Raw genomic sequence first — 23,974 nt, 5'->3', positions numbered from 1 at the left:
TGAAAGAGGGTAGGAGAATGATATCAGCCAAAAGAATGACCTTGAGCATCTTGGGAGGGTTATTGGCGGCGGGACTTCTTGGCAGCGGTACTGTGTCGGCGGATGAATCCGATAGGGGAGAAGTGATGAAAGCGGCCGATGATACAACCAGTCCGTTATATGTTCCAGTAGATGAGGGCAAACATTCATGGACATACGTCAAAACGGTCTATATGTCGTCCGGATACATCAAGCTTTACAGCGACCGGGATTCTTATTGGTACTACACAAAAGAAGCCTATTACGACAGCCGTGGAAAAAGCATTCGTATAGTGTATGATAAGTTTGCTATATAGCATCGGATAAGAAGGGCCCTGGATATTCAGCCCTTTCTTTACAAAAGAATCATTTGTTAAATCATCAGAGAAACCCTGGTGAGCAAGAAAGCAAAGAGCCGCTCGCCCTGTTGAACGAGAAGAATTCCAGTACCCAGGGTGCCTGCTCTTGGGATCTTTCCGAAAGGCTCTTTTCGTAAACTTTGTTGCTATCTGATATTAATTCCCGAAAGATAGTGGAGTAATGAACCGGAAAAACCCCTGTTTAACAAGAGAGAAAAGAGCTTCTCTCTTCGTTCAGAGCAAAAAACGAAGTATCCAGGGGAAAAATCCGGCTTTTGGGATTTTTCCGAAAGCAACAATATATGCGAAAACATCTTTCCGAAAAAAGCAATGATCTTTGAAAAAGGCCTTGCAAAAAAGCGAACACAACAAATGGTGTCCGCCAAGCATATGTCTCAAGAAACAGTATAAAAATTCAGAGTTTTTAAAGCTTGATGTAGAGAGCCTTTAATTGTCAAACGACCAAGATTCAATCCCAGAGAAACCATTGTATGTGAGACTTCTGGACGAATGCCGGTAATGATCGTCTTCACTCCGATTAAAGAGAGGGCTTCAATTACCTTGAACAATTGATTTGCTACCATGGTATCAACGGTCATGACACCTGACAGATCAATTACCAAATGACTTAATTTTAATTTTTCTGATTGCTTTAAGGTTTCTTCTATCAATAGTCTGGCTCTTTCGGTATCGATATTCCCGATTAAAGGCAGTACAGCGATTTCGGGGCCAAGGGGAACAACGGGTACAGATAATTCAAGGAAAGCAGACTTGGCCATTTCCATGGATTTCTGAAAACTGTCAACATAGCTGAGACTGAAATTATAAACAGCTTGATCCAATAATGGATCAATAATAGCGATTACTTCAAATAAGGTATCTGTTGAAATGGCATATTCATTTGCCGCTTCCCTGACAGCTTTCCAAATATACTCTCTGTAGAAGCTTGTGTCTTTTAACGCTTCATTTAATGGTGCTCCCAAGTTGAAGAAGTACTCCCCATTCGTGCGCCCCCATTTTTTAACTCGGTCGATGGCCTTTTGCCTATCCTTATATTCAATCAAAGCCTCTCCAAATAAACTGAGAAATTCAGCGCGAAGTTCAAGGATTTTGGGTTCAAGCTTGGCGAAATTACGTTTATCTGTTTCAGCCATGGGAACTCCTGCCATTCTATCCCTGTGTATTTCTTGGGCAAGGTCATATTTCTTAAGTATTATCATGTTTCCTAATGTTTCTAGTTCATTAGTCATCAATTGATCCTCCAGCTACTCATTCAAGGTCGAATATGTATTCCTGTGCAGTTAATGAAAATACCCTACTATCAATAGTATATCTTATTATGTCAGGGAGGGGGGGAAACGAAATGATCAGGAGAAAAGGTCTGGCAGCCGCCAGACCCTGTCTTCAGTCATTTAGTTGTTGGAATAAAAGATATTTTTCTTCCCCTGTCTTGGCAACCAAGTAGTCCTCATGATGATGGACACTGAAGATTTTAGTTCCTTCGTCAAGACTGTTAGAGGTGAGATGGGCTACTGGATGAAGGACCTCGTCAATTTTTTCTGCAATTTCACCTACCTCTTGATCAAGAGTCAGGGATTTCTTTTCGTGAATACGCAGATATTCATTTCCATTGACGGTCATCATTTCTCCATATCCACATAATTCACTTGGAACGGCAGACTCTTCAGTTCCGCATCCGCCTATAAACAGCAGGAGCGCTCCCGTCATAATGACTTTTTTCAAATTTATTCCTCCTCATTCCATCGTTTCTGTATATAAGAAGGATATTCGAGCTTGTCTAAGAAAATGAGTGGAAAAGAAAACAGTCCTGCAAAAAATGCAGGACCGTGATTTATAAATTAATTAATGGGGATTAATGATCTCTGTTAAAAAAAGGATATCATCCTCGATTAATGCTTTTGTATTATTATCAGGGCATCTCTTATAATCATCAAAGAGTCTGCCTAGTTCTTTAATGAAGATAAGAGTTTCAATGTCTTTGTTCATCATCAACATCTCCATTCCTAATAGGTATTATAGACTATTTATGTCATTTTTAAACAGAATTTAAGAAAATAATGGAATTTTAATATTCGGAATTTTTTATATCTGCAGGAGAATGAAAAGATAGTTCGAAGATTAATCAAAGGAATCAAATAAAAGCTGAGGTGTAATATGAAATTAAAAATTATTCATACGAATGATCTTCACAGTCATTTTGAGCAATTTTCTAAAGCGGCATCATTAATAAGAAAGCTAAAAGATGATCATACACTGTTGCTGGATGGCGGTGATTTTGCAGACTTCAAGAGTATAGAGCTGCAGGGGACAAGAGGGGCCGCGGCAATCGAATTGCTGGAGTCGGTTGGTTACGACGCCATCACCATTGGAAATAATGAGACCTTCCATGGGGTCGATACACTGCAGTATATGGCTACTATGAGCCGTGTGCCATTCATCAGTAACAATCTTCAAAGAAAAGAGAAGGAGCCGGTAAATGGGGTAATGTCATCCAAGATCATTGAGAAGAATGGAATCCGGATCCTCATTACAGGATCCTCTCCTGATCTGGGTGTTTTTAATGATGGACTGGGCGTCCATATCACTTCTTATAAGGAAGCACTTAGGGAAGAACTTCGGAGCCGAAAAGGGGAATATGATCTGTGTCTTGTGTTGAATCATGTGGGCACATTTGCCGATGATGCCCTTGCAGAGGAAATAGAGGGGATCGATATCATTATTTCCGCTCATGACCACCAGCTTTATCCGCAGGCGAAAATAATCAATGGCACGATCTTAAATAGTGCCGGGTGTTACGGAGAATATGTAGGGATCATTGAAATGGAGGTTTTACCGACGGGAGTGGAACTGCTTCATTCCAAAACGATATCAACCAAAGGCGAGGAGGAAGATCGGGAAGTCCTCTCGATCCTTAAAAAAAATAAGGAGAAAGCGATTACTGTTTTGAGCCAGCCGCTCTATCGGCTTCCGTCTCCTCTTTGGCATGATGTAGTTGAAGAAAATCCGATTACTAACTTGATTGCCGACGGGTTAAGGGATATGCTCGAGTGTGAAATAGGGCTGATTAACAGTGGGATTGTCAATGCGGGTTTGTTTGATTATATATCCAACAAAAAACTTATTGAAATATGTCCGTCTCCATTAAATCCCACTTCCTTTGAAATACAAGGAAGACATTTGCGTGAAGCCATCGAGCAGTCGCTTGATGCACAGGTATGCCTTGCTGACGGGAGAGGACCTGGTTTCAGAGGAAGGTTTGTCGGAAAACTTCATATCTCGGGAGCGGAAGTAGAGTATGATGGCGGTAAGGTCACTCAGATCATGATTGGTAACCAGCCCCTTGAAGAAGATAGATGGTACCGTATCGCAAGTTCGGATTATCTGCAAAGAGGTTCAGGCTATCCATCACTTGCAAATAATAGAAACGATAAATATCTGGCTGAGGAAATCAAGGACGTCATACGCTTGTATGGAAGGGATCCATTATTCGTTGAGAATGCTTTAAAGAACCGATGGCAAGCAGCCAATACTGTGAGGGTATGATAGCTTCGGGATATCGCATCTGATTACTAAATAGGTATCAAGACATTTTCTATATTGGTATAATTTGAAGAAGAACTAATAATAGAGAAATGAGTGAGCCGGAAATGAAGGAAGGCATCAAAGCGCTGGCTGAAGCAGTGAATCAGCTGCATGATATATTGATTGACGTTTCAACCAATCTGTTGGGTCTGAGCCTTACAGATAAGGATTTACATTTTTGGATCATGGGGTTCATTGGGATTGCTGCCTTCATCGTTATTTTCCTTTTAACGAAATGGCTTTCGAAGCTTCCTTTTGGCATCACAATCATTTCCTTTTTATATACCATGACCTTTATGTTCGTATTGGTATTTGCCATAGAGATCCAGCAGGCGATCACAAGCAGAGGCAATATGGAGTTCGCCGATGCCGTAATCGGTTTATGGGGCTTCCTGGTTTTCTTTATGGTATATGCAGTATTGGTCCTCCTTGTTTGGGGAGGATGGCTTCTATTTAAAAAGTACAGAGAGAAAGATTCAGATCTAAAAATATAGCCTTCCTTTTTGGGAAGGCTATATTTTTATACGATTTTCGTCTTGCCGCACTCTCTGCATTTTCTGTAAAGCATTCCGTCCTTCACAGTCGACTTGAACAATTTATTTCCGCATTCACATCTTCCGCTGACTTCGTCAGGTTCATCTTTATAATAAACGATTGATTCGTTAGTGTTTTCAGAATCGCTTGTCATATTACAACATCCTTTCGCTGCTTTCTGGTATACATCATTAATATAGCAAGTTTTAATGGGAAATGCCATGGAATGGTTGGATATTATAGATACTAATGATTGGAGGAACCGGCCTGATGACAGGGAAGAGAAGCGGGATGGTTCACTGAACAAAGCGAATGTGGCCGATGAAAGAAAAAAAGATAGGAAGCGGGCCTGTGAAAAGGGGAATTGGCCACAGAGAAGAAAGTGAAGCCAATATAAGGGTCCTGCATTATCTGCAACTTCTACGATAACAGGAAATTTTACCCGCTTAAAAATTTTGAAGGAGTTCTTTTTGCTGAGATATATGTAAGCATATCAATGATATAATAGAGATACAGCACAATACAGGATGGGGCAGCGGCTCATTACTCCCGATAGAAGGGAGGTGATACGCTTATGGTTGCAATTGGAGATGTTCTTCAGATCATGATTGCGTTTGGAACTCTCGTCGTCGCGATAATCGCGTTGACAGAAAAAAAGGTTCTACGTCAAATGTTGGGGTAGGAGCACTCGCTCCTTATCCCACATTAATTCCTTTTGATTTAAATTGGTGATGCAATAGTACTCTAAGTCTAAAACGGTCGTATCGTCTAAACCCAAAGGCATTTCTTTTAATGACCTTCGTTTGATTGTTTAATCCCTCGACGAAACCGTTATTATAGTTGAAGGCAAAGCTATTTAATACTTCAGTCTGCCAGTTCTTTAAGGTCTGAATAGCCTGGTGAAACTCCTTTAAGCTTGAATTTTCAACCTGTCGGTAAAAGTTGTACAATCCCTCTTTAACCTTATTGGGAGCTGACGTACCAATTTCCTTCGCCTCTTCAAACCATAACCTGTAGGCTTCTTTTAACGCAAAAGCTGTGCGCAGCTCTTCAGACAAACCAAGATACCTTTCTAAATACCAGTGTTGCCGATCATTTAATTGGCTATATGGCTTATGAAAAATGTGCTTCATTCTTTTACATTTCTTGCGGTCATATGGATGAAAATCTTTTTGGACACGCCTTCTCACGCGTTCTAAAGCCCAATGGATATAGCGGGAAAAGTGAAATCTGTCCGCCACAATAATAGGCGAACCCAATGCTTTTTGAACCGCAGATTTAAAGGCATGGCTCATATCCATCACGACCAATTGAACTTCTGAACCCTTTTCCCGAAGGTATTTCTTAATGGTGCTTACTGAGCGGTTTGGAAGTATATCCAATGGCTCTCTAGTCTCCCCGTTAGCTATAATTAACTGGTACTTTCCTGCATTGGTATCTCCTTTGTACTCATCGATCGCAATCACAGGTGGGAGCTTTTCAACCTCTTTTAACTGAGAGGCAGAAATATGATCAAAACGCCTGATTACTGTGGCCTGAGATGTGCGGAACTGGCAGGCTGTATCTTTGAAGTTCTTCCCTTGAATCACCCGGAGGCCTAAGGCTTGGTTCCATTCAATGGTATGTCGTTGATACCGTTGGACAAAACGATTATCTTCGGCAAAGCGTTTGCCGCAGTGGCAGCTGTACCTCCGTCTTCGATAGAACAAGTAAGTAGTCCTTTCGAAGAGCTTAAGGTGTTGAATCTTTTGAAGACGATAATCATGTACCTTGGTCGTTTGATCACCACAAGCAGGACACATATGTTTCCTTTTGGGCAATTCAATATGCAGGTGGTATGCCTCCCCTATTTCCTCAGCTTTCAAAATCCTAACCTCTTCTAATCCAGGTAAAACCATGTTAAAATGCATGTACACGCAACTCCTATCTTTGTCTTGTTTCTAGTCAACTCAAGTGTAAAAGATTAAGGAGCTTGCGTGTATTTTTTTGCCTTAAAACCTACCCCAACAAATATAATAGAGCCGAAAAAAAGAAGTAACCATCCCATCCCCGGCCAAAGGTTAAAGATGATTACTTCTTATGTTTAGCTTATGTTGAGCCGCTGCATATCCGTGCAGGTATTTGCTGTAAGGGAGTCCTGATTGCCATCAGGGCTCTCTTTTTTATTTTATGATGATACTCTCATTATATACTTACCTTGTTTTTTCGTAAACCAAACAATTCCAACAGAAAAAAATAATTGTTTGACGCTTACATACATAGGGGTTTGTCTGGTGACTTTTACCTTACTAACTAAAAAAACACATTAAATATGTTTAAAAAGTCCTGAGTGAGGAATAGTTCCAATGTAACATATTGTTATACAACTTCAGTACATCAATGATACATAACATCTACGAATGAAGAAAAAATTTTAGGAGGTAAAAGATGAATTTTAAGAAAGTATTAGTCGCAGTACCATTAAGTTTATCACTATTAGTTCCTGGGGTGGCATCAGCAAACACTTCAGAAGCACCATCAGTTGATACAGCAGCTGTCGAATTAAGAGCTGATCTGGACAGGCTGTTCTCAGAACATGCTTACCTTGCTATGACGGCTATGAGAAAAGGTGCAAATGGAGATAAGGATTATGCTCAAGTGGCAGAAGCATTAAATGGGAATACAGAAGATCTCACCGCTGCAATTGACGGTGTTTACGGCGAGGCAGCAGGAGAGCAGTTTAATGAATTTTGGAGCAATCATATCAGTTACTTTGTTGATTATGTAAAAGCTTCTGCTAATGGAGATGAAGCAGCTAAACAAGCTGCATTGGAAGAGCTGCAGATGTATAAGCAGGATTTTTCAACGTTTATTTCTGAGGCTACAAATGGGAAAGTCCCTGCTGATGTATTATCTTCAGGCTTGCAAACTCATATTGAACAATTGATTTCCGGTTTTGATGCTTATATGGCGGAAGACTACGATAAGGCTTATTCCACGCAGAGTGATGCAATGGAACATTTGTATATGACCAGTAAAGCGTTATCCAGTGCCATCGTGAATCAATTTCCCGAAAAGTTCAATAATACAAAAGCAGTAACAAATGCTTCGAATCTTCGTTCTGACTTGAACTTCCTTCTTTCTGAACACTTTGCTCTCGCACAGCAGGCGATGCAGAATGGAATTGATGGAGCGCCTGAATTTCAAGCCAATGTCAATGTCTTGAATGAAAATACAGAAGAACTTTCGGCAGCGATTGGTTCTGTATATGGGGATGAAGCTGCTGCTAAGTTCAAAGAAATGTGGAGCAATCACATTTCCTATTTCGTTGATTATGTAAATGGGACGGCCAATGAAGATGAGATGGCAAAAGAAGAAGCGCTGAATGAGTTAAATCAATACCGCCAGGATTTCTCTGAATTCATCAGCAGCGCAACTGAAACACGAGTAGAGGCGGAAGCATTGGCAACAGGCCTTCAAACCCACGTTGACCAGTTGGTAGGAACCTTTAACAGTTACGTACAAGGTGACTATGAAGCCACTTGGGATACTGCCAGAAAGGGATACGGTCATATGTTTACACCTGCCAAATTGTTCAGCTCGGCATTTGTCGATCAGTTCCCGGACAAATTTGCTGGTATGCCTGAAATGCCGAACACTGGTCTTGGCGGAATGAGTAACACCGATAGTACATGGGTACTTTGGGCAGTTCCTGTTTTGTTGTTTGCGGGTCTTGCTTTATTCAGACGTAAATCATTAACAGAGTAAATTCATCAAGGGAAGAGACCACTCTTCCCTTTCTTTACATAGGAGGAGGAAAATGAAAGCATGGCTTAAAAAGACCATTATTCTTTACTGGATTCTCCTAGTTACGACAATAAGTGCAAATACAAGTGCAGCACCTCCAGTTAGTGCTGGTCCTCCATCTATAACTCCGCAAATTGCTGTCACCGGTTATATTGAATCAAACCTGGCTTATGAGCCATCCAAGATCCAAAGCCTGAATGCGGTCGAAGTAATACCAAAAAAGATTGTAATTCCCTCTATTGGGATGGAAGCACCTGTTACGGAGGTAGGATATTTGGAAAATGGTGAAATGGAAGTCCCAAGTAATATCAATGAAGCCGGGTGGTTTGAACCTGGTGTAGAGCCCGGGGGAAAGGGGAATGCCGTTCTTGCGGGACACCTTGATGGAAAGGGGGAGCCGGGTGCGTTTTATCATATTAGAGATTTGAAAAAAGGTGATACAGTTGAGATCTTAGGTGAAAACGAAAAAACTCTTATATTTCAGGTCCTTGGAGTTGATTCCTACTTCACCAATGATGCCCCGCTTGAAAGTATATTCGGCTACCACTCAAAGCCTCGATTGAATCTGATTACATGTTCTGGTGATTTTAATGATGAAGAGCAAGAGTATGAGGAGCGTCTTGTCGTATATACACAGTTGGTTAAAGCAGAATAAATAAAAAAAAAACTCCCAAGATGGGAGTTTTTTCTCGCTGTTTCACTAATTACTTAGTTACGTTAGCAGCTTGAGGTCCACGAGCGCCTTCTTCAACTTCGAAAGAAACTGTTTGACCTTCTTCTAGAGTTTTGAAACCGTCGCCTTGGATAGCAGAGAAATGAACGAATACATCGTCTTGTCCTTCTACTTCAATGAAACCGAAACCTTTTTCTGCGTTGAACCATTTTACTTTACCTTGTAACATATGTGTTTCCTCCTGTGTGGCAATTGCCACAATGTATTACCATTCTTGCTCTAAATAATCTATCAAGACGAATCTCTAAGCGTTACCGAACAAAAACAATTAACCTCATCCTATCACCAATCTGAGGTTTCGTCAAGAGACTGGGATATGGCAATATTGCATCAGTCTTTGTAGGGGGAAGCCTGGTCTGTAAGCCTTTAAGGAAGTCAATGATAGGAAAATATATCACTAACCTCCCAATTACCAATTTTTATCAAAATTAACTGGGCTCGATATTTTCTATTTGATTTAAATAAAGAGCGATAACCGATTTTGAATCATCCATGTAAAAAATCAGTGTCTGGGTATCAGGATGGAACTGTATAAGGCGGCCGGAAAAGGAGGATTTCCCTTTCTTGGTTGTGAGGTACTCAACCTTCAAGAGTTTATTTTCAAGCTGCCAAATTTTTAATAAGCTCTGCCAGTCTGCCATGGGGCCTCCTTAATTAGAAATATAAGTTGAAAAATTCTTAATGATGGAAAGAAATCTGCATATAAATAATAAAAGAGCTTGGCGCATTTGCGTGTATAAAGAGTATTCCCTGGAGTACAGCGGTTTAATCTGCTTTAAATCCGGTTAAATAATATGAAAAAATATCATTATAGAACTCAAAGCAATCAGGGTATAAGGGAGAGGCAGGAAAAATAATGTTCATGACGGATGAAATGATCACTTCTACTATAAGGTTATTCGTGATCGTTCTTTTAAGCGGACTTATAGGGATAGAAAGGGAAGCAAAGAACCATCCCGCAGGCTTGAGGACACATATTGTTGTCGGAGTCGGTGCATGCTTGCTGATGCTGGTTTCCATCTTCGGGTTTGAAGACTATCTTAAGGAACATGATGATTTACGAGGCTTCGATCCCAGCAGGATTCCATCCTATGTAATTTCCGGTATTGGATTCCTTGGCGCGGGCACTATACTGGTGCAAGGCGGGATAACGGTAAAAGGGTTGACGACCGCTGCGAGTATTTGGGTTGTGGCCGGGCTCGGCATTGTTGTCGGCATCGGAATGTACTATGAAGCGGTACTGGCTACAATCATTATTGTAACGACCTTATTTTTTCTCAACCGATTTGAAAAACTGTATAAGAAAAAAATAGAGATGAAAGATAATTTGCTTCTGACACTGATTATAGAAAAAGGTGAAGGGCATATCGGTAAAGTCAATGAAGTATTATCTTCTAAAGAAATGGATGTATCTCAATATAATTTGGAAGGAGGCAATACGAAAGGCGACCTCTTAATGAAATATACACTTTCCATTTCGACAAAAGGGCCGGCATATCCATCGAAGATACTGGAAGAACTGCAACAGCTTTCTTTTATAAAGTCAACCGAGATTAATAAACGTTCATAAAAAGAATCGACCTGCTTTTTTGGTTGATTCTTTTTATTTGCCATCAGGGAAGGATTTTGGCTCAATAGTATAGAATAAGAATCCGCTGAGATGAAAGGATAAAGGAATTCACTTAAAAGGAGGTCGCATGATGCAGGAATATCGCATGAATCCATACTTCATTCTGGTCATTGGAGTAATATCCGTTTCCACATCTGCCATCTTAGTCAAGGTTTCGAGTGCAGATGCTGGTGTAATTGCCTTTTACAGGCTTCTATTCACTATATTCCTGATGTCTCCTGTCTTTCTATTAAACTATAGAAAGGAACTGAAAAAAATAACGGCTAAGGATTGGCTGTACACAGTGGCAGCGGGATTCTTTCTGGCCTTTCATTTTATCCTCTGGTTTGAATCGCTAAATTACACATCTGTAGCGAGTTCTACCGTGCTGGTTACACTGCAGCCCTTGTTCGCGTTCCTGGGAACATACCTATTCTTCAAAGAGAAATTCAGCAGGTCCGCATTATTATCTGCTGCTTTGGCCATCACCGGAAGTATTGTCATCAGCTGGGGGGATTTTCGTATAAGCGGATTGGCTTTATGGGGTGATCTGTTGGCGCTGCTGGCATGTGCTCTTGTAACAGCGTATTTATTGTTCGGCCAGAATGTCCGTCAAAGACTTTCATTGGTTACCTATACATTTATTGTGTATTTGATGAGCACCGTCGTCCTTTTCTTCTATGTGTTAATAAAAGGGGAGAGACTTGGGCCGTATCCAACTGAAGAATGGCTCTACTTTTTGCTTCTTGCCATCATACCAACATTGCTAGGTCATACCCTATTCAATTGGTCCTTAAAATGGCTGAGTACTTCGACCATATCGATGGCCATCCTATTTGAACCAATAGGGGCCTCCATTCTGGCTTACTATCTTTTAGGAGAGGCTGTAGTGATATCCCAGGTGATTGGCGGAGGTATCATTTTGTTAGGAATCTTCTTTTTTGTAAGGGAAGAACGTAAACTCAGAAAATTAACGGCCGCTCAAGTGAAGGGAGGATAAAGGAATGGAAAAAGCATTGGATGTTTTTCCTATATTGGAGACAGAGAGGTTGGTTTTGAGAGAAATCACTTCAAAGGACGCACGAGCCATCTACGATAACTTTTCAGATGAGAGAGTAACGGAATACTATGACCTGGAGACGTTTACTGATCTTTCACAAGCTGAAGCGCTAATAGAGAAGTTGGCTTCCGGCTTTAATACCCACGAGCAAATCAGATGGGCAATCACACTTAAGCCGATAGACCATTTAATCGGTACCTGCGGTTTCCATGAAATTGAGAATGAGCATTTTAAAATGGAAGTTGGATATGAACTCAATCCGGGATATTGGGGAAGAGGGATAATGAAGGAAGCGTTACATGCCATTTTTGCTTACGCATTTGAACAATTGGAGACAAATCGGATTGAAGCATTTTACGATCCATTGAATGACCGGTCAAAAAATGTCCTTGAGAAGTGCGGCTTTGTATATGAAGGAACACAGCGGGAACGATTCTTTGAAAAAGGCCATTTTGTTGATGCATCACTCTCATCCTTGTTGAAGAGAGACTTTCAAATGAGGGGTTGAACTTATTTGAAGAAAAGGGGATGGGAGGAAAGACAGGACGTATCCTCCCTGCTTTGGTGTAAATTATATAAAAACATATGTAAATCCAGAAAAGAAAAAAGCCATGATGATTGAGAAGATGAATGTCCCTCCCTTGACTTCTGTTTCAGACTCACTGATTTCAAGTGCTTGTACAAAGGAATAAGCAAATAAATATATCGCCATGATAAATGAAAGAATAAGGGCTGCGTTTACTAGCATATAACTGAACTGCTCCTCTCATAAGGGATTGTTTACTATTAAATATATGAAGGTATAAAAAAAATATGTTTTTTGAAAAAAACTTTTAAAAAAGGTATTGCACAAAAAATATTATCATGATATATTATTATTCGTCGCTGCAAACGACACCTTAACTTATCGCTTCAACAAACATTTTTAAAAAAGTGTTTGACACCCATACGGTGAAGTGATATGATAATAAAGTCGCTTTTGAAACACAGCGAAAACAAGTTGAACCTTGAAAACTGAACAAAACAAGACAAAACGTCAACGTTAATCTAGTAAGAACTTGATTCTTACAAAGTTGCTAACACTTTAATTAGCAAATGAGCAAGTCAAACTTCTTTCGGAGAGTTTGATCCTGGCTCAGGACGAACGCTGGCGGCGTGCCTAATACATGCAAGTCGAGCGGACGGATGGGAGCTTGCTCCCTGAAGTCAGCGGCGGACGGGTGAGTAACACGTGGGTAACCTGCCTGTAAGACTGGGATAACTCCGGGAAACCGGGGCTAATACCGGATAGTTCCTTTCCTCACATGAGGAAGGGTGGAAAGGTGGCTTCGGCTACCACTTACAGATGGACCCGCGGCGCATTAGCTAGTTGGTGAGGTAACGGCTCACCAAGGCGACGATGCGTAGCCGACCTGAGAGGGTGATCGGCCACACTGGGACTGAGACACGGCCCAGACTCCTACGGGAGGCAGCAGTAGGGAATCTTCCGCAATGGACGAAAGTCTGACGGAGCAACGCCGCGTGAGTGATGAAGGTTTTCGGATCGTAAAGCTCTGTTGTTAGGGAAGAACAAGTGCCGTTCGAATAGGGCGGCACCTTGACGGTACCTAACCAGAAAGCCACGGCTAACTACGTGCCAGCAGCCGCGGTAATACGTAGGTGGCAAGCGTTGTCCGGAATTATTGGGCGTAAAGCGCGCGCAGGCGGTCTCTTAAGTCTGATGTGAAAGCCCACGGCTCAACCGTGGAGGGTCATTGGAAACTGGGGGACTTGAGTACAGAAGAGGAAAGTGGAATTCCACGTGTAGCGGTGAAATGCGTAGATATGTGGAGGAACACCAGTGGCGAAGGCGACTTTCTGGTCTGTAACTGACGCTGAGGCGCGAAAGCGTGGGGAGCAAACAGGATTAGATACCCTGGTAGTCCACGCCGTAAACGATGAGTGCTAAGTGTTAGAGGGTTTCCGCCCTTTAGTGCTGCAGCTAACGCATTAAGCACTCCGCCTGGGGAGTACGGTCGCAAGACTGAAACTCAAAGGAATTGACGGGGGCCCGCACAAGCGGTGGAGCATGTGGTTTAATTCGAAGCAACGCGAAGAACCTTACCAGGTCTTGACATCCTCTGACAACCCTAGAGATAGGGCGTTCCCCTTCGGGGGACAGAGTGACAGGTGGTGCATGGTTGTCGTCAGCTCGTGTCGTGAGATGTTGGGTTAAGTCCCGCAACGAGCGCAACCCTTGATCTTAGTTGCCAGCATTCAGTTGGGCACTCTAAGATGACTGCCGGTGACAAACCGGAGGAAGGTGGGGATGACGTCAAATCATCATGCCCCTTATGACCTGGGCTACACACGTGCTACAATGGACGGTACAAAGGGCAGCAAGACCGCGAGGTTTAGCAAATCCCATAAAACCGTTCTCAGTTCGGATTGCAGGCTGCAACTCGCCTGCATGAAGCTGGAATCGCTAGTAATCGCGGATCAGCATGCCGCGGTGAATACGTTCCCGGGCCTTGTACACACCGCCCGTCACACCACGAGAGTTTGTAACACCCGAAGTCGGTGAGGTAACCTTTTGGAGCCAGCCGCCTAAGGTGGGACAGATGATTGGGGTGAAGTCGTAACAAGGTAGCCGTATCGGAAGGTGCGGCTGGATCACCTCCTTTCTAAGGATATATGAGACGTGACGCGTTGATTTTGTTTTGTTCAGTTTTGATGGTTCAATAAGATTTTTTGCGAAAGCAAACAAATCCACCATCAAACATTGTTCTTTGAAAACTAGATAAAGATAGTCATGAAGAAAGTCAAGAAAGAACCGAGAATTCGCCATTTTAGGATATCTCTTATGAGATATTGTTTTAAACTAAGGTGAAGGAGAAGCGAGGAGTGCAAGGCGCCCGTGTTTCTGAGCAGCGGAGTGTACCTTACCGTACATGAGCAGCGGAAGAAACGAAGGCAACGCCGCAATCCGAAGCTTATCGTTCGCCGATGGTTAAGTTAGAAAGGGCGCACGGTGGATGCCTTGGCACTAGGAGCCGATGAAGGACGGGACTAACACCGATATGCTTCGGGGAGCTGTAAGTAAGCTTTGATCCGGAGATTTCCGAATGGGGGAACCCGCTGCACGTAATGGTGCAGTATCCATACTTGAATACATAGAGTATGGAAGGCAGACCCGGGGAACTGAAACATCTAAGTACCCGGAGGAAGAGAAAGCAAACGCGATTCCCTGAGTAGCGGCGAGCGAAACGGGATTAGCCCAAACCAAGAGGCTTGCCTCTTGGGGTTGTAGGACACTCTATACGGAGTTACAAAGGAATGAAGTAGACGAAGAAGTCTGGAAAGGCTCGTCACAGAAGGTAACAACCCTGTAGTCGAAACTTCGTTCCCTCTTGAGTGGATCCTGAGTACGGCGGGACACGAGAAATCCCGTCGGAAGCTGGGAGGACCATCTCCCAAGGCTAAATACTCCCTAGTGACCGATAGTGAACCAGTACCGTGAGGGAAAGGTGAAAAGCACCCCGGAAGGGGAGTGAAATAGAACCTGAAACCGTGTGCCTACAAGTAGTCAGAGCCCGTTAACGGGTGATGGCGTGCCTTTTGTAGAATGAACCGGCGAGTTACGATCCCATGCAAGGTTAAGTCGGAAAGACGGAGCCGCAGCGAAAGCGAGTCTGAATAGGGCGAATGAGTATGTGGTCGTAGACCCGAAACCAGGTGATCTACCCATGTCCAGGGTGAAGTTCAGGTAACACTGAATGGAGGCCCGAACCCACGCACGTTGAAAAGTGCGGGGATGAGGTGTGGGTAGCGGAGAAATTCCAATCGAACTTGGAGATAGCTGGTTCTCTCCGAAATAGCTTTAGGGCTAGCCTCATGTAGTAAGAGTCTTGGAGGTAGAGCACTGTTTGGACTAGGGGCCCTCATCGGGTTACCGAATTCAGACAAACTCCGAATGCCAAAGACTTATCCATGGGAGTCAGACTGCGAGTGATAAGATCCGTAGTCGAAAGGGAAACAGCCCAGACCACCAGCTAAGGTCCCAAAGTATACGTTAAGTGGAAAAGGATGTGGAGTTGCTTAGACAACCAGGATGTTGGCTTAGAAGCAGCCACCATTTAAAGAGTGCGTAATAGCTCACTGGTCGAGTGACTCTGCGCCGAAAATGTACCGGGGCTAAACGTATCACCGAAGCTGTGGATTGACACCATTTGGTGTCAGTGGTAGGAGAGCGTTCTAAGGGCTGAGAAGCTGGACCGTAAGGACTGGTGGAGCGCTTAGAAGTGAGAATGCCGGTATGAGTAGCGAAAGACAGGTGAGAATCCTGTCCACCGAATGCCTAAGGTTTCCTGAGGAAGGCTCGTCCGCTCAGGGTTAGTCGGGACCTAAGCCGAGGCCGAAAGGCGTAGGCGATGGATAACAGGTTGATATTCCTGTACCACCTCTTTTCCGTTTGAGTGATGGGGGGACGCAGGAGGATAGGGTAAGCGCGCTGTTGGATATGCGCGTCTAAGCAGTTAGGCTGGTGATGAGGCAAATCCCGTCACCATAAAGGCTGAGCTGTGACAGCGAGGGAAATATAGTACCGAAGTTCCTGATTCCACACTGCCAAGAAAAGCCTCTAGCGAGGAAAAAGGTGCCCGTACCGCAAACCGACACAGGTAGGCGAGGAGAGAATCCTAAGGTGAGCGAGAGAACTCTCGTTAAGGAACTCGGCAAAATGACCCCGTAACTTCGGGAGAAGGGGTGCTCTGGTAGGGTGCAAGCCCGAGAGAGCCGCAGTGAATAGGCCCAGGCGACTGTTTAGCAAAAACACAGGTCTCTGCGAAGCCGTAAGGCGAAGTATAGGGGCTGACGCCTGCCCGGTGCTGGAAGGTTAAGGGGAGTGCTTAGCGCAAGCGAAGGTGCGAACCGAAGCCCCAGTAAACGGCGGCCGTAACTATAACGGTCCTAAGGTAGCGAAATTCCTTGTCGGGTAAGTTCCGACCCGCACGAAAGGCGCAACGATCTGGGCACTGTCTCAACGAGAGACTCGGTGAAATTATAGTACCTGTGAAGATGCAGGTTACCCGCGACAGGACGGAAAGACCCCGTGGAGCTTTACTGTAGCCTGATATTGAATTTTGGCACAGCTTGTACAGGATAGGTAGGAGCCTTGGAAACCGGAGCGCCAGCTTCGGTGGAGGCGCTGGTGGGATACTACCCTGGCTGTGTTGAACTTCTAACCCGCGCCCCTGATCGGGGTGGGAGACAGTGTCAGGTGGGCAGTTTGACTGGGGCGGTCGCCTCCTAAAGAGTAACGGAGGCGCCCAAAGGTTCCCTCAGAATGGTTGGAAATCATTCGCAGAGTGTAAAGGCACAAGGGAGCTTGACTGCGAGACCTACAAGTCGAGCAGGGACGAAAGTCGGGCTTAGTGATCCGGTGGTTCCGCATGGAAGGGCCATCGCTCAACGGATAAAAGCTACCCCGGGGATAACAGGCTTATCTCCCCCAAGAGTCCACATCGACGGGGAGGTTTGGCACCTCGATGTCGGCTCATCGCATCCTGGGGCTGTAGTCGGTCCCAAGGGTTGGGCTGTTCGCCCATTAAAGCGGTACGCGAGCTGGGTTCAGAACGTCGTGAGACAGTTCGGTCCCTATCCGTCGTGGGCGCAGGAAATTTGAGAGGAGCTGTCCTTAGTACGAGAGGACCGGGATGGACGCACCGCTGGTGTACCAGTTGTCTTGCCAAAGGCATCGCTGGGTAGCTATGTGCGGAAGGGATAAGTGCTGAAAGCATCTAAGCATGAAGCCCCCCTCGAGATGAGATTTCCCATCACTTTTTGTGAGTAAGATCCCTGAAAGATGATCAGGTAGATAGGTCTGAGGTGGAAGCGTGGCGACACGTGCAGCTGACAGATACTAATCGATCGAGGACTTAACCACGTTAAAAAGCGCAGGCGGCTTCACCAGAAGTGACAGGCATTAGACAGCAAGCAGATAAGGGTGTTCTTCGCCCTCGGCTGATTGATGGTTAATGACCCCGAGCTTCTAGCCGCCGGAGCTGGTTTGCAAATAGCGAAACTCGGAATCCTATCTGATTCTTCATGACCTTTATCTAGTTTTGAGAGAACAATTTTTTCAAAAACACTTGAAAAATAAAATGATCTCGTTATAATAATACTTGTCCATAAAAAGACAATGTCTGGTGACTAAGGCGAAGAGGTCACACCCGTTCCCATGCCGAACACGGAAGTTAAGCTCTTCAGCGCCGATGGTAGTTGGGGGATCTCCCCCTGTGAGAGTAGGACGTCGCCAGGCTTTATAATGGAGGATTAGCTCAGCTGGGAGAGCATCTGCCTTACAAGCAGAGGGTCGGCGGTTCGATCCCGTCATCCTCCACCATGATTTCCAAAAAGAGATATTGCATTTAACATCAAAAGATAGTACAATTGGTTCTTGTTAGAAAAACACTTGCCGGTGTAGCTCAACTGGTAGAGCAACTGACTTGTAATCAGTAGGTTGGGGGTTCAAGTCCTCTTGCCGGCACCACTTATATTCTTAATGAGCCATTAGCTCAGTTGGTAGAGCATCTGACTTTTAATCAGAGGGTCGAAGGTTCGAATCCTTCATGGCTCACCATTTTAATTGGTGAAAAAATATGCGGGTGTGGCGGAATTGGCAGACGCACCAGACTTAGGATCTGGCGCCGCAAGGCGTGGGGGTTCGACTCCCTTCACCCGCACCATATTTTTGCGGAAGTAGTTCAGTGGTAGAACATCACCTTGCCAAGGTGGGGGTCGCGGGTTCGAATCCCGTCTTCCGCTCCATTACAGGTTCTTAGCCGGGGTGGCGGAACTGGCAGACGCACAGGACTTAAAATCCTGCGGTAGGTGACTACCGTACCGGTTCGATTCCGGTCCTCGGCACCAGACAGTTTAATATATGCGCCCGTAGCTCAATTGGATAGAGCGTTTGACTACGGATCAAAAGGTTAGGGGTTCGACTCCTCTCGGGCGCGCCATTTATTTCGGGGAGTAGCTCAGCTTGGTAGAGCACTTGGTTTGGGACCAAGGGGTCGCAGGTTCAAATCCTGTCTTCCCGACCACTTCAGTCACATTTTTGGGGCCTTAGCTCAGCTGGGAGAGCGCCTGCTTTGCACGCAGGAGGTCAGCGGTTCGATCCCGCTAGGCTCCACTTAGTTTTTTTACGAAGCAGAGCGGAGTAAAATAAACTTCCAACAACTCGCAGACATAGTGAGTAAAGGGAAATTCTAATAACATGGCGGTGTAGCTCAGCTGGCTAGAGCGTACGGTTCATACCCGTGAGGTCGGGGGTTCGATCCCCTCCGCCGCTACTTAAGGGACCTTTAGCTCAGTTGGTTAGAGCAGACGGCTCATAACCGTCCGGTCGTAGGTTCGAGTCCTACAAGGTCCACCATTATTCTTTAATCATTATACGGAGGAATACCCAAGTCCGGCTGAAGGGATCGGTCTTGAAAACCGACAGGGGTGTTAAAGCCCGCGGGGGTTCGAATCCCTCTTCCTCCGCCATATCTTTTATCGTCGCGGGATGGAGCAGTTCGGTAGCTCGTCGGGCTCATAACCCGAAGGTCGCAGGTTCAAATCCTGCTCCCGCAATACAAGAGGCTTTCGCCATAAGCGAAAGCCTCACATGGTCCGGTAGTTCAGTTGGTTAGAATGCCTGCCTGTCACGCAGGAGGTCGCGGGTTCGAGTCCCGTCCGGACCGCCATTTTTCATGAAGAATTGTGACCAATACAAAGTGGGTTTCGTTGAAGCATACAGAGATCTGCAGCTTAGCGAAATTTTATGAATGTGATTCCAGAATAAGAGGGTTTCGATAAGCAAGAAGGTCAAGGAAGCAACCGAATGAACATCGGAGCGCACTGATGTGCGTGAGGATGTGAATAAGGGCGCTGACGAAGAGATTCGCAGCTTAGCGTAAGCCGAAACATATTATGGCTCAGTAGCTCAGTTGGTAGAGCAATGGACTGAAAATCCATGTGTCGGCGGTTCGATTCCGTCCTGAGCCACCATTTTTAATACTAAATATTATGGCGATTGTGGCGAAGTGGTTAACGCATCGGATTGTGGTTCCGACATTCGTGGGTTCGATTCCCATCAGTCGCCCCATTTAGTTATTGCGGGTGTAGTTTAGTGGTAAAACCTCAGCCTTCCAAGCTGATGATGAGGGTTCGATTCCCTTCACCCGCTCCATGGGCCTATAGCTCAGCTGGTTAGAGCGCACGCCTGATAAGCGTGAGGTCGGTGGTTCGAGTCCACTTAGGCCCACTTTTGTTTGTTCCGCAGTAGCTCAGTGGTAGAGCTATCGGCTGTTAACCGATCGGTCGCAGGTTCGAGTCCTGCCTGCGGAGCCATTATTGGAGAAGTACTCAAGTGGCTGAAGAGGCGCCCCTGCTAAGGGTGTAGGTCGGGCAACTGGCGCGAGGGTTCAAATCCCTCCTTCTCCGCCATCTATATTTGGCCCGTTGGTCAAGCGGTTAAGACACCGCCCTTTCACGGCGGTAACACGGGTTCGAATCCCGTACGGGTCATTCCAAAACACTATCTAAACAGATAGTGTTTTTTTGTATGCTAAAAAACGGTTGATTTTGAATCTGGACTCTTTAACGGAACGAAAGCGGGCCAATTAAGTAAGATATGGCCTCAGGCAAAACAAAATAAGGAAGAGTAAGATACCAAATGAACTGATATGGAACAATCTGCATGTGGTGTGGTTTATTTAGTCATCAAATAAAATTGATTACAACTGATGGCTCCATAGGGTTTTATTAAGGCACCAAATAAATCGACAACAAAAAATGATGAGACTAAAACACCACCTAGTGATCCTGAAAAATCAGATCTATCAAATCGGATATTCCTAACAGGCAAGTCCCGTCCATGCTGGGTAGAAAGCTTATTCCTACAATGGTTAAAATATTTTTCCATTCATCTCTTCCTGCTGAGATGAGACTGAACCCAAATTATCTCCTTATCCTCGTTTTTATGCCCTTTTCTGCTCTCACCTCTCTTTTAAGTTACGAAAACTTTTCGACAAAACCCGTCACAATCCCTTAAAACTTCTCTATCTGCAGAAGCAGATTTTCATGTGAACCGCTTACATACCTTTGAATTGTCGGATATTTCCGAAAAATAACTAAAGGATTTTCTTTAGTTTGAAAGAAGATTTATATAAAATACATTTAAATTTAACTGCAGGTGAAAGAGATGAATGCCGTGATTCCTACCGATTTTAATATTCATTTGTTCCATGAAGGTAATTTGTTCGAGGCTTTCCGCATGTTCGGTGCTCATCGTATTGAAAAGGATGGAAGATACAATACCGCCTTTTGTGTTTGGGCCCCTGAAGCGAGATCTGTCAGTGTAGCCGGGAGTTTTAATGATTGGGATAGTGAGGGGTATGAATGCCAAAAGCTCAATGAAGAAGGTATATGGTTTTTGGACACAGGGGAGGACCTTCTCCACCACATATATAAATATGAGATCGTGACAGCGGCTGGGGAAATCCTCTTGAAGAGCGATCCTTTTTCATTTAATAACGAGCTGCGGCCGAATACAGCCAGTATCGTCTGTGACTTGGGGGACTACGAGTGGACGGATGAAGAATGGCTGTCGAAAAAGGGTGAAACGCCTGTTTATAACCAGCCGATGTTTATCTATGAAGTCCATTTGGGAACTTGGCGCAAGCAAGATGAAAAAGAGTTTTTGAGCTATCGGGAAATGGCCGCAGAAATCATTCCACATGCTGTCTCACACGGTTTTACCCATATTGAATTACTTCCTATCATTGAACATCCCTACGATCGTTCGTGGGGCTATCAGGGGACAGGCTATTTTGCTCCTACCAGCCGTTATGGCTCTCCAGCTGATTTCAAATATTTCATTAATGAATGTCATGCCCATGGGCTTGGGGTGATCCTGGACTGGGTTCCGGGCCATTTTTGTAAAGATGCCCATGGATTATATCAATTTGATGGATCGTTCCTGTATGACTATGCCCATGAATATGACCGGGAAAATTATACATGGGGTACGGCAAACTTTGACTTGGGAAAAGGCGAGGTTCAAAGTTTCCTCCTTTCGAGCGCCAGGTTCTGGATGGAAGAATTTCATATCGATGGTTTCCGGGTGGACGCTGTAGCAAACATTATCTATCGAGCAAATCGGGATGAAAACAGCGTGAACCATGAGGGAATCGCATTTTTAAAGAAACTGAATAAGTCCGTGTTTGATTTTGACCCATATGCCCTGATGATCGCTGAAGATTCCACTGATTGGCCGCAGGTTACGTCTCCAGTCCACTATGGGGGACTGGGCTTCAATTATAAGTGGAATATGGGGTGGATGAATGATGTGCTGAAATATATGGAATCTCAGCCGTCTGAACGCCAGGAGAAGCATTCTTTAATCACGTTTTCTCTTTTGTATGCTTTCACCGAAAATTATATCCTGCCATTTTCACATGATGAAGTGGTGCATGGAAAGAAATCTCTGCTCGATAAAATGCCGGGGGACTACTGGCAGAAATTTGCCCAGCTCCGCCTGCTTCTTGGTTTCATGACGGCACACCCCGGCAAGAAGCTTTTATTCATGGGAACAGAGGTGGCGCAGTTTTCTGAATGGAAAGACCTTGAACAGATTGACTGGCATCTGATGGATTTTGAAAAACATCAAAAGTTTAATTCATATCTTAAGGAGCTTTTGCATTTATATAAAAGGTCGCCTTCATTGTATGAGCAGGACCATCGGTCGGAAGGATTTGATTGGGTGGATGTAAACAATGCATCCCAGCAGATTTTTTCGTTCATCCGAAAAGCAGAACAGCCCGACGATCATATGCTGGTCATTTGCAATTTCAGTCCGGTGGTTTATCACCATTATAAAGTCGGTGTACTGGAGGCGGATGGTTACAGGGAAATTTGGAACAGCGATCATTACAGGTTCGGAGGATCCAACCAAATCAACCAAGAAATTTTACCGGTAAAAAGAGAGGGTTACCATGGGAAACCATGTTATGTGGAGATGACCATCCCACCATATGCAGTAGTATATCTAAGACCAATTCATCGCAGGAAGGAGCGCATTAAGTATGGCAAAGTCAGATTGTGTCGCAATGTTATTAGCAGGAGGGAAAGGCAGCAGGTTAAGTTCACTGACTAAAAGCCTCGCTAAACCCGCAGTACCATTCGGAGGGAAATACCGTATCATCGATTTCACATTAAGCAACTGTACCAATTCAGGTATAGAAACTGTAGGGGTGCTGACCCAGTATCAGCCTCTTCTCCTCAATTCTTACATTGGAATCGGAAGTGCGTGGGACCTCGACAGGAAGAGCGGCGGAGTGACCGTTCTGCCTCCCTACGCTGAGTCATCGGAAGTCCGTTGGTATACAGGGACAGCCAGTGCCATTTACCAGAATCTTAATTATATCGCACAGTTTGATCCTGAGTATGTCCTCATTCTCTCAGGAGACCATATTTATAAAATGGATTATGAAAAGATGCTGGAGTACCATGCAAGTAAAAAAGCGGATGTAACCATCTCCGTCCTCGAAGTTCCATGGGAGGAAGCAAGCCGCTTTGGAATCATGAATACTTCAGAAGATATGAGAATAGTAGAGTTTGATGAAAAACCGCCGAAACCGAAAAATAACCTTGCTTCCATGGGCATTTATATCTTTAACTGGTCACTGTTAAAAGAGTATCTTGAGATGGATGACCGGAATCCGGAATCAAGCCATGACTTCGGGAAAGATGTGATCCCTTTGCTCCTTGAAGAAAAGAAAAAATTAATGGCCTATCCATTCAATGGATACTGGAAAGACGTTGGAACGGTGAAGAGCCTTTGGGAGGCAAATATGGACTTGCTGGATGATGAATGCGACTTGAATCTATTTGACCATGAATGGCGCATTTACTCAGTGAATCCCAACCAGCCGCCTCAGTATATTTCTGAAGAGGCTGTTGTGGAAGGTTCTCTGATTAATGAAGGCTGTTATATTGAGGGAGTTGTAGATCATTCGGTGTTATTCCAGGGAACAAGAGTGGAAACCGGGGCTCATGTTAAAGATTCGGTCATTATGCCTGATGCGGCAATCGGAAAAGGTGCTTATTTGGAAAAGGTGATTGTACCGCCAAATATCAGGATCCCTGATGGAGTATGCATCATTCCCGAGGAAGGGTCTGATGACGTCATTCTTGTTACAGAAACATTGCTGGAATCCATTATGGAAGAAGAGGAAGCACAATAA

Annotated in this window: 19 protein-coding genes, 21 tRNA genes and 3 rRNA genes; 35 read left to right on the top strand and 8 right to left on the bottom strand. The window is 44.4% G+C overall.

Annotated features, from left to right (window positions below; all coding sequences use genetic code 11):
* Window positions 1–17 precede the first annotated feature (17 nt).
* Complete coding sequence (locus tag AC4E8A_RS18900; RefSeq protein WP_490195277.1) at window positions 18–335, top strand: hypothetical protein; 318 nt, start codon at window positions 18–20, stop codon at window positions 333–335.
* A 437-nt stretch (window positions 336–772) separates the two neighbouring features.
* Here AC4E8A_RS18900 and AC4E8A_RS18895 read toward each other — a convergent pair whose 3' ends face one another.
* The 3 genes from AC4E8A_RS18895 to AC4E8A_RS18885 all read right to left on the bottom strand — a co-directional run bounded on the left by AC4E8A_RS18895 (window position 773) and on the right by AC4E8A_RS18885 (window position 2,387).
* Entirely contained in the window at window positions 773–1,627 is an 855-nt protein-coding gene (locus AC4E8A_RS18895) for an STAS domain-containing protein (RefSeq protein ID WP_490195275.1), read from the bottom strand.
* Window positions 1,628–1,781: 154 nt separating this feature from the next.
* Entirely contained in the window at window positions 1,782–2,120 is a 339-nt protein-coding gene (locus AC4E8A_RS18890) for a hypothetical protein (protein ID WP_490195273.1), read from the bottom strand.
* A gap of 120 nt (window positions 2,121–2,240) precedes the next feature.
* Entirely contained in the window at window positions 2,241–2,387 is a 147-nt protein-coding gene (locus AC4E8A_RS18885; protein WP_490195271.1) for a hypothetical protein, read from the bottom strand.
* A 165-nt stretch (window positions 2,388–2,552) separates the two neighbouring features.
* Here AC4E8A_RS18885 and AC4E8A_RS18880 point away from each other — a divergent pair, with 165 nt between their 5' ends.
* Complete coding sequence (locus AC4E8A_RS18880; protein WP_490195269.1) at window positions 2,553–3,941, top strand: bifunctional metallophosphatase/5'-nucleotidase; 1,389 nt, start codon at window positions 2,553–2,555, stop codon at window positions 3,939–3,941.
* 104 nt (window positions 3,942–4,045) lie between these two features.
* Window positions 4,046–4,474 (top strand): hypothetical protein, encoded by a 429-nt coding sequence (locus AC4E8A_RS18875; RefSeq protein WP_490195267.1) that lies wholly within the window; start codon window positions 4,046–4,048, stop codon window positions 4,472–4,474.
* A 26-nt stretch (window positions 4,475–4,500) separates the two neighbouring features.
* Here AC4E8A_RS18875 and AC4E8A_RS18870 read toward each other — a convergent pair whose 3' ends face one another.
* Entirely contained in the window at window positions 4,501–4,668 is a 168-nt protein-coding gene (locus AC4E8A_RS18870; protein WP_490195265.1) for a DUF8096 family protein, read from the bottom strand.
* A 420-nt stretch (window positions 4,669–5,088) separates the two neighbouring features.
* On the opposite strand from AC4E8A_RS18870, the gene AC4E8A_RS18865 reads away from it, so the two are divergent.
* The gene (locus AC4E8A_RS18865) at window positions 5,089–5,196 is read left to right on the top strand and encodes a putative holin-like toxin (protein WP_490195263.1); all 108 of its coding nucleotides are present in this window, start codon (window positions 5,089–5,091) and stop codon (window positions 5,194–5,196) included.
* Window positions 5,197–5,209: 13 nt separating this feature from the next.
* On the opposite strand, the gene AC4E8A_RS18860 is transcribed toward AC4E8A_RS18865, so the two are convergent.
* Window positions 5,210–6,430, bottom strand: a complete 1,221-nt coding sequence (locus AC4E8A_RS18860) for an ISL3 family transposase (protein ID WP_490193842.1) — start codon at window positions 6,428–6,430, stop codon at window positions 5,210–5,212.
* Between the two features lie 511 nt (window positions 6,431–6,941).
* Between AC4E8A_RS18860 and AC4E8A_RS18855 the strand changes: the two genes are divergently transcribed.
* Together AC4E8A_RS18855 and AC4E8A_RS18850 are read left to right on the top strand one after the other, a co-directional pair.
* A complete protein-coding gene (locus AC4E8A_RS18855; RefSeq protein ID WP_490195261.1) occupies window positions 6,942–8,261 on the top strand; it encodes a copper amine oxidase in 1,320 nt (439 codons plus the stop codon).
* A gap of 52 nt (window positions 8,262–8,313) precedes the next feature.
* Window positions 8,314–8,955, top strand: coding sequence for a class F sortase (locus tag AC4E8A_RS18850; protein WP_490195260.1), 642 nt, complete (start codon window positions 8,314–8,316; stop codon window positions 8,953–8,955).
* A gap of 49 nt (window positions 8,956–9,004) precedes the next feature.
* Here the strand turns inward: AC4E8A_RS18850 and AC4E8A_RS18845 are convergent, their stop codons facing one another.
* A complete protein-coding gene (locus AC4E8A_RS18845; protein WP_119544766.1) occupies window positions 9,005–9,202 on the bottom strand; it encodes a cold-shock protein in 198 nt (65 codons plus the stop codon).
* Window positions 9,203–9,461: 259 nt separating this feature from the next.
* Entirely contained in the window at window positions 9,462–9,674 is a 213-nt protein-coding gene (locus AC4E8A_RS18840) for a hypothetical protein (RefSeq protein ID WP_490195257.1), read from the bottom strand.
* A gap of 215 nt (window positions 9,675–9,889) precedes the next feature.
* Between AC4E8A_RS18840 and AC4E8A_RS18835 the strand changes: the two genes are divergently transcribed.
* The 3 genes from AC4E8A_RS18835 to AC4E8A_RS18825 all read left to right on the top strand — a co-directional run bounded on the left by AC4E8A_RS18835 (window position 9,890) and on the right by AC4E8A_RS18825 (window position 12,210).
* Window positions 9,890–10,603, top strand: coding sequence for an MgtC/SapB family protein (locus AC4E8A_RS18835; RefSeq protein WP_490195256.1), 714 nt, complete (start codon window positions 9,890–9,892; stop codon window positions 10,601–10,603).
* Window positions 10,604–10,733: 130 nt separating this feature from the next.
* Window positions 10,734–11,642, top strand: coding sequence for a DMT family transporter (locus AC4E8A_RS18830; RefSeq protein WP_490198936.1), 909 nt, complete (start codon window positions 10,734–10,736; stop codon window positions 11,640–11,642).
* A gap of 4 nt (window positions 11,643–11,646) precedes the next feature.
* Complete coding sequence (locus tag AC4E8A_RS18825; RefSeq protein WP_490195254.1) at window positions 11,647–12,210, top strand: GNAT family N-acetyltransferase; 564 nt, start codon at window positions 11,647–11,649, stop codon at window positions 12,208–12,210.
* 63 nt (window positions 12,211–12,273) lie between these two features.
* Here AC4E8A_RS18825 and AC4E8A_RS18820 read toward each other — a convergent pair whose 3' ends face one another.
* Complete coding sequence (locus tag AC4E8A_RS18820) at window positions 12,274–12,450, bottom strand: hypothetical protein (RefSeq protein ID WP_490195252.1); 177 nt, start codon at window positions 12,448–12,450, stop codon at window positions 12,274–12,276.
* 364 nt (window positions 12,451–12,814) lie between these two features.
* On the opposite strand from AC4E8A_RS18820, the gene AC4E8A_RS18815 reads away from it, so the two are divergent.
* The 26 genes from AC4E8A_RS18815 to AC4E8A_RS18690 all read left to right on the top strand — a co-directional run bounded on the left by AC4E8A_RS18815 (window position 12,815) and on the right by AC4E8A_RS18690 (window position 23,974).
* Window positions 12,815–14,365: ribosomal RNA gene (locus tag AC4E8A_RS18815) — 16S ribosomal RNA — on the top strand.
* A gap of 324 nt (window positions 14,366–14,689) precedes the next feature.
* Window positions 14,690–17,625: ribosomal RNA gene (locus AC4E8A_RS18810) — 23S ribosomal RNA — on the top strand.
* 258 nt (window positions 17,626–17,883) lie between these two features.
* Window positions 17,884–18,000, top strand: a 5S ribosomal RNA gene (rrf, locus tag AC4E8A_RS18805).
* The 16S, 23S and 5S rRNA genes sit together here with 21 tRNA genes alongside, the layout of an rRNA operon.
* 8 nt (window positions 18,001–18,008) lie before the next feature.
* A tRNA-Val gene (locus tag AC4E8A_RS18800) sits at window positions 18,009–18,084 on the top strand.
* Between the two features lie 71 nt (window positions 18,085–18,155).
* Window positions 18,156–18,231, top strand: a tRNA-Thr gene (locus AC4E8A_RS18795).
* 14 nt (window positions 18,232–18,245) lie between these two features.
* Window positions 18,246–18,321, top strand: a tRNA-Lys gene (locus AC4E8A_RS18790).
* 21 nt (window positions 18,322–18,342) lie between these two features.
* A tRNA-Leu gene (locus AC4E8A_RS18785) sits at window positions 18,343–18,427 on the top strand.
* Window positions 18,428–18,434: 7 nt separating this feature from the next.
* Window positions 18,435–18,509: transfer RNA gene (locus AC4E8A_RS18780), tRNA-Gly, on the top strand.
* A 13-nt stretch (window positions 18,510–18,522) separates the two neighbouring features.
* Window positions 18,523–18,611, top strand: a tRNA-Leu gene (locus AC4E8A_RS18775).
* A gap of 15 nt (window positions 18,612–18,626) precedes the next feature.
* Window positions 18,627–18,703: transfer RNA gene (locus AC4E8A_RS18770), tRNA-Arg, on the top strand.
* Between the two features lie 7 nt (window positions 18,704–18,710).
* Window positions 18,711–18,787, top strand: a tRNA-Pro gene (locus tag AC4E8A_RS18765).
* Window positions 18,788–18,803: 16 nt separating this feature from the next.
* A tRNA-Ala gene (locus AC4E8A_RS18760) sits at window positions 18,804–18,876 on the top strand.
* An 86-nt stretch (window positions 18,877–18,962) separates the two neighbouring features.
* Window positions 18,963–19,036, top strand: a tRNA-Met gene (locus tag AC4E8A_RS18755).
* 6 nt (window positions 19,037–19,042) lie between these two features.
* Window positions 19,043–19,119 (top strand) — tRNA-Ile (locus tag AC4E8A_RS18750).
* Between the two features lie 20 nt (window positions 19,120–19,139).
* Window positions 19,140–19,232, top strand: a tRNA-Ser gene (locus AC4E8A_RS18745).
* Window positions 19,233–19,245: 13 nt separating this feature from the next.
* Window positions 19,246–19,319, top strand: a tRNA-Met gene (locus AC4E8A_RS18740).
* A 36-nt stretch (window positions 19,320–19,355) separates the two neighbouring features.
* Window positions 19,356–19,432: transfer RNA gene (locus AC4E8A_RS18735), tRNA-Asp, on the top strand.
* A 228-nt stretch (window positions 19,433–19,660) separates the two neighbouring features.
* A tRNA-Phe gene (locus tag AC4E8A_RS18730) sits at window positions 19,661–19,736 on the top strand.
* A gap of 21 nt (window positions 19,737–19,757) precedes the next feature.
* Window positions 19,758–19,833 (top strand) — tRNA-His (locus AC4E8A_RS18725).
* A 10-nt stretch (window positions 19,834–19,843) separates the two neighbouring features.
* Window positions 19,844–19,917, top strand: a tRNA-Gly gene (locus tag AC4E8A_RS18720).
* Window position 19,918: 1 nt separating this feature from the next.
* A tRNA-Ile gene (locus tag AC4E8A_RS18715) sits at window positions 19,919–19,992 on the top strand.
* A gap of 11 nt (window positions 19,993–20,003) precedes the next feature.
* A tRNA-Asn gene (locus AC4E8A_RS18710) sits at window positions 20,004–20,078 on the top strand.
* A gap of 5 nt (window positions 20,079–20,083) precedes the next feature.
* Window positions 20,084–20,174: transfer RNA gene (locus AC4E8A_RS18705), tRNA-Ser, on the top strand.
* Between the two features lie 9 nt (window positions 20,175–20,183).
* Window positions 20,184–20,255 (top strand) — tRNA-Glu (locus tag AC4E8A_RS18700).
* Window positions 20,256–20,931: 676 nt separating this feature from the next.
* Complete coding sequence (gene glgB / locus AC4E8A_RS18695; RefSeq protein ID WP_490195250.1) at window positions 20,932–22,884, top strand: 1,4-alpha-glucan branching enzyme; 1,953 nt, start codon at window positions 20,932–20,934, stop codon at window positions 22,882–22,884.
* Window positions 22,814–23,974, top strand: coding sequence for a glucose-1-phosphate adenylyltransferase (locus tag AC4E8A_RS18690; RefSeq protein WP_490195248.1), 1,161 nt, complete (start codon window positions 22,814–22,816; stop codon window positions 23,972–23,974). Before glgB ends, AC4E8A_RS18690 begins: the two co-directional genes overlap by 71 nt.

It is taken from the genome of Bacillus sp. SRL337, from assembly GCF_984799155.1.
The sequence above is the reverse complement of the archived record's forward strand: the minus strand, read 5'-3'. Positions and strand labels throughout refer to the sequence as shown.

Coding starts and splice junctions, on each gene's coding strand:
- AC4E8A_RS18885 (WP_490195271.1), bottom strand. CDS start 2,387: ATGATGAACAAAGACATTGAAACTCTTATCTTCATTAAAGAACTAGGC.
- AC4E8A_RS18895 (WP_490195275.1), bottom strand. CDS start 1,627: ATGACTAATGAACTAGAAACATTAGGAAACATGATAATACTTAAGAAA.
- AC4E8A_RS18850 (WP_490195260.1), top strand. CDS start 8,314: ATGAAAGCATGGCTTAAAAAGACCATTATTCTTTACTGGATTCTCCTA.
- glgB (WP_490195250.1), top strand. CDS start 20,932: ATGAATGCCGTGATTCCTACCGATTTTAATATTCATTTGTTCCATGAA.
- AC4E8A_RS18865 (WP_490195263.1), top strand. CDS start 5,089: ATGGTTGCAATTGGAGATGTTCTTCAGATCATGATTGCGTTTGGAACT.
- AC4E8A_RS18840 (WP_490195257.1), bottom strand. CDS start 9,674: ATGGCAGACTGGCAGAGCTTATTAAAAATTTGGCAGCTTGAAAATAAA.
- AC4E8A_RS18825 (WP_490195254.1), top strand. CDS start 11,647: ATGGAAAAAGCATTGGATGTTTTTCCTATATTGGAGACAGAGAGGTTG.
- AC4E8A_RS18870 (WP_490195265.1), bottom strand. CDS start 4,668: ATGACAAGCGATTCTGAAAACACTAACGAATCAATCGTTTATTATAAA.
- AC4E8A_RS18880 (WP_490195269.1), top strand. CDS start 2,553: ATGAAATTAAAAATTATTCATACGAATGATCTTCACAGTCATTTTGAG.
- AC4E8A_RS18855 (WP_490195261.1), top strand. CDS start 6,942: ATGAATTTTAAGAAAGTATTAGTCGCAGTACCATTAAGTTTATCACTA.
- AC4E8A_RS18690 (WP_490195248.1), top strand. CDS start 22,814: ATGGCAAAGTCAGATTGTGTCGCAATGTTATTAGCAGGAGGGAAAGGC.
- AC4E8A_RS18875 (WP_490195267.1), top strand. CDS start 4,046: ATGAAGGAAGGCATCAAAGCGCTGGCTGAAGCAGTGAATCAGCTGCAT.
- AC4E8A_RS18900 (WP_490195277.1), top strand. CDS start 18: ATGATATCAGCCAAAAGAATGACCTTGAGCATCTTGGGAGGGTTATTG.
- AC4E8A_RS18830 (WP_490198936.1), top strand. CDS start 10,734: ATGCAGGAATATCGCATGAATCCATACTTCATTCTGGTCATTGGAGTA.
- AC4E8A_RS18845 (WP_119544766.1), bottom strand. CDS start 9,202: ATGTTACAAGGTAAAGTAAAATGGTTCAACGCAGAAAAAGGTTTCGGT.
- AC4E8A_RS18820 (WP_490195252.1), bottom strand. CDS start 12,450: ATGCTAGTAAACGCAGCCCTTATTCTTTCATTTATCATGGCGATATAT.
- AC4E8A_RS18835 (WP_490195256.1), top strand. CDS start 9,890: ATGTTCATGACGGATGAAATGATCACTTCTACTATAAGGTTATTCGTG.